The sequence below is a fragment of the Vulcanisaeta sp. EB80 genome (assembly GCF_002078205.2).
Window position 1 is genome coordinate 1 of sequence record NZ_LCWN02000113.1, and the last position, 3,420, is coordinate 3,420.

5 protein-coding genes are annotated in these 3,420 nt (G+C 45.1%); 3 read left to right on the top strand and 2 right to left on the bottom strand.

Annotated elements, in window-relative coordinates:
- A partial coding sequence (locus B7L70_RS12080) for a glycosyltransferase family 2 protein (protein ID WP_238376251.1) occupies window positions 1-725 on the top strand: 725 nt, incomplete at its 5' end.
- 5 nt (window positions 726-730) lie between these two features.
- Here B7L70_RS12080 and udg read toward each other — a convergent pair.
- Both udg and B7L70_RS12090 read right to left on the bottom strand, forming a co-directional pair.
- On the bottom strand, window positions 731-1,375 hold the full coding sequence (gene udg, locus B7L70_RS12085; protein ID WP_081228400.1) for a type-4 uracil-DNA glycosylase: 645 nt from the start codon (window positions 1,373-1,375) through the stop codon (window positions 731-733).
- 85 nt (window positions 1,376-1,460) lie between these two features.
- Window positions 1,461-1,913 carry a 30S ribosomal protein S6e gene (locus tag B7L70_RS12090; protein ID WP_081228401.1) on the bottom strand — a complete coding sequence of 151 codons (453 nt, stop codon included), beginning with the start codon at window positions 1,911-1,913 and terminating at the stop codon, window positions 1,461-1,463.
- Window positions 1,914-2,054: 141 nt separating this feature from the next.
- Between B7L70_RS12090 and B7L70_RS14020 the strand changes: the two genes are divergently transcribed.
- On the top strand, window positions 2,055-2,939 hold the full coding sequence (locus B7L70_RS14020; RefSeq protein WP_238376252.1) for a YeeE/YedE family protein: 885 nt from the start codon (window positions 2,055-2,057) through the stop codon (window positions 2,937-2,939).
- 114 nt (window positions 2,940-3,053) lie between these two features.
- A partial coding sequence (locus tag B7L70_RS14025; RefSeq protein ID WP_238376253.1) for a YeeE/YedE thiosulfate transporter family protein occupies window positions 3,054-3,420 on the top strand: 367 nt, incomplete at its 3' end.

Sequence of the window (3,420 nt, forward strand, 5' to 3'; positions counted from 1 at the left end):
GTTACTGGCCTGAGGATGTCCTTGAGGATGTGGAATTGGGTGTTAGGTTCTTCATAAACGGCTTGAGGGTTAAGTATGTGGATGATGCTAGGGTTAATGTTGAGGTTCCCGTCAATTACTTCGGCTTTCTCAAGCAACAGCTCAGGTGGAGTTTTGGAACTGGGAGGGTAATGAGGAAGTACTTCTGGGGTGTTTTACGTGGGAGGCAGGGATTCACCGTGTTGCTCTACTTGAGTCAATACTTTGCTTATGTTCTCCAATTATTATCCATACTAATACTCACTGCAATAAGCATAATAGGTATCTCAATACCCCCATGGGCACTCTTACTGCTGGCTATAACGATAATCCCAACGCTAGGGTTGTATCTATACACGTTACTTAAGCTTGACATGGAGAATGATGGAGATCCTGTGAGGGATATATTCGCAATAAACTCCGTGAACCTAGCCTTCATACTTGCATTACCGAGGATAGCAATTGCGAACCTAATGGGTTTGTTAGGTATTGGTGAGTTTAATTGGGTCCCAACACCCAAGGGTTCGCAGAGGTGGGTTAGGGGGCGAATAATAGATTTGCTGCCGGAGATCGTGATGACGCTTATGGTGGCTACAGCAGTAATCACGGCTATACTACACATGCTTTGGTTGAATCTACTTATAGCATTGCCGTACCTGGCAGGTTACGTAAGAGGGCTCTGGAGGGTCCTAAATGGAACATTGTAACGCCGCTAGATATAATCGAGTATACCACCACCGCTCCTACCCAGGTTGTTCGATAGCTCCTTAACCTTCCTTAAGTCGTCCTCGATTATGCTCCTCAACCTGGGGTTGTAAAGTGCCGCGGCAGGGTGGTAGGTAGGCAATACCTTGGCGTTGACATCGCCAATCTTCACATTAAACACCTTACCCCTAATACTGCTTATGCTAGATACAGACCTCTCGGGGTAACCAGCCATCATCAAGACCTCCCTGGCGCTATGCCTACCTAGACACACTATGATTTGCGGCTTAATCATAAGTATCTGGGTTACGAGGTAGGGTTTACATGCCTCTATCTCATCGGGCTCTGGATCTCTATTGTTGGGTGGTCGGCATTTAACAACATTGGTTATGTACACATCCTCCCTCCTAATACCAACATTACTCAATAGCTTCGTTAATAATTGACCGGCCGCGCCAACAAACGGCCTACCCTCCTCATCCTCAGTTTCGCCTGGCGCCTCGCCAATCAACATTATCCTGGCATTAAGGGGTCCCTCTCCAGGGACTACGTGCTTTCTCGTCTCATGAAGTCTACATTTCGTGCAATTTAGCATTAAGTTAACTAACTCATTATAGTCATTGACGACAATCCTAACCCGAGTAATATCCATCCTACTACTTTATGCTCCCATAGATTTAAGCATTTATGTATTCACGGTAGTAAATAGGGTTAGGTAATATCGAATAATGACATGCTCACTGTGTTTCCTCGGTCTTCTGCTCACCACCCTTTAATTTCTGTACTTCCTTATCACCAAGTGGTATCACGGGCCCCTCCTTCCAATCCTTAGGATATACGAGTACGGCATTTACCTGAACAATCTGATCACTAATTGTATTGCCCCTAACAAGCTTTCTCTTCCTCATGCCACGCTTATCCGGATGAAAACCAATACCCTCGCTTAATAACACGAACTTCTTAACGGCACCCTCAATGTTCGGTAGCATTGGTGCCCCATCAACGCCGCTACCACCCGTAATCCTTACCCTGAAGCCAGGTGGTAACTCAATAACCTCCTTCAAAATACCTGCATCAACCTCATCACCAATCCTCAAACCCACGAACCTCTGGGCAACAGGGTCCTTAATCTCCAACTGCCTGGCCCTACCGCTCATTGGGTCGCTAAGGACAAGCTTAAACGTTGGCATTGAGTGAGCCGTAAAAGGGGAGTTTTAAAACACTTCCACATGAGGGGTGTCATGGCCAAAGTCGCATTTTTTACATAATTGTCAAATTTTTGAATTAATAAGTTTTAAATATAGATAAATTTGTATAATCAATGACCAAATATGGGTAGTTCTGTAAAGATTAGTGTAGGAATAACAAACTTAAGACCTATGTGGGTTATGGCAACAATACTCCTGGTTGGCGCGTTGGTCATGCTGGTTGGCGGCATCTTAATGCAGTTGATATATCACGTGTTTTTAGCGCCCCTATGGGTTGGTGTATTTGCTGGCATACTCTTATCAATACCACTAGAGATTTGGGACTTCTCGAATTCAGATGTCATAATTAGGGCTATAACTCTAAAGGATAGATTACTTATGGTATGCTTCGGTTTAGTTATTGGTGTTGGTGCAATACTACTATATGCGTTAAACCTATTTGTTCCTGTCCTTCATTGGGGTATTAAGAGCTTTTTCGTACCTGGTATTGTCGTTGGTGGGTTATTATTCGGTATTGGTACAGCAATCGCTGGTTACTTCCCAGGTACTATATGGATAGCGCTTGGGCAGGGTAGGAGGGATGCCGTTTACGCGGTAATAGGTGGTCTACTTGGTGCACTTACATGGTCATTGATTTTCGGCCGAGTCAGGTACTTCCTCTGGGATACGCTTAATTTTGGACCTATAACGTGGCCTACTGTTTTTGGCTTAACAAGTAAGTTAGACGAGTTTCTTGTCGCCATAGTCTTTGGTGCGCTCATGATTAGTATGTGGTTATTTGTACCTAGAAGGCAGGGTGGAAGAGCATGTGTATTGCACCTAATAGGCAAGACGAAGGAGGTAACGCCTTTTGAAGATGAAGTTAGCGAGTTTAAGGAGGATTATCCAAAAATACCCGATTACGTGATTGAGTCGGTCTCTGTTCAGCAGCCACGTTCATCGAGAATAATATTCGCACTTGCGTTTGACTTCGCCCTTGTGGCTGTTGCAGTAATAGTGCTTAGGTAGATTTTCGGTGAATCTACGACGTATGCGTGAATATAGTCACAAATACTGTACTTCTTCAACCCACACTGGGCGGCTGGTCTGCCCTACTTCCAGTTATTCGGTGGGCTTAAGATCGTGAATGGCGTACCGGTTGATAAACCGTTTAGTGAGATTGGTTGGGAGCCGTTCTCAGACTTAGGCACGTTCCTAGGTGGGTTAATATCATCAGTCTTCATAACCAGGAGATTCATGGCATTTAAGCAGTGGACACCGCACATATGGAGGAGTAGGTTTGGAAACACGCCAGGTCTTAGGGCGTTGGCATCGTTCATAGGTTCATACCTAGTGCTCTTTGGTGCTAGGATGGCTAATGGGTGTGCGAGCGGGCACATACTGAGTGGTAACCTACAAATGGCTGTTAGCAGCTTTGTCTTCTTCATGGCTGTGTTGGTTGGTGCGATGATAACGGCATACATAGTCTACGGCCTAAAGCCCTGGACAG

Bases quoted from the DNA above. Each gene is read 5' to 3' on its own strand.
- B7L70_RS12090 (WP_081228401.1), bottom strand. From the start codon at position 1,913: ATGCCAACGTTTAAGCTTGTCCTTAGCGACCCAATGAGCGGTAGGGCC.
- udg (WP_081228400.1), bottom strand. From the start codon at position 1,375: ATGGATATTACTCGGGTTAGGATTGTCGTCAATGACTATAATGAGTTA.
- B7L70_RS14020 (WP_238376252.1), top strand. From the start codon at position 2,055: ATGGGTAGTTCTGTAAAGATTAGTGTAGGAATAACAAACTTAAGACCT.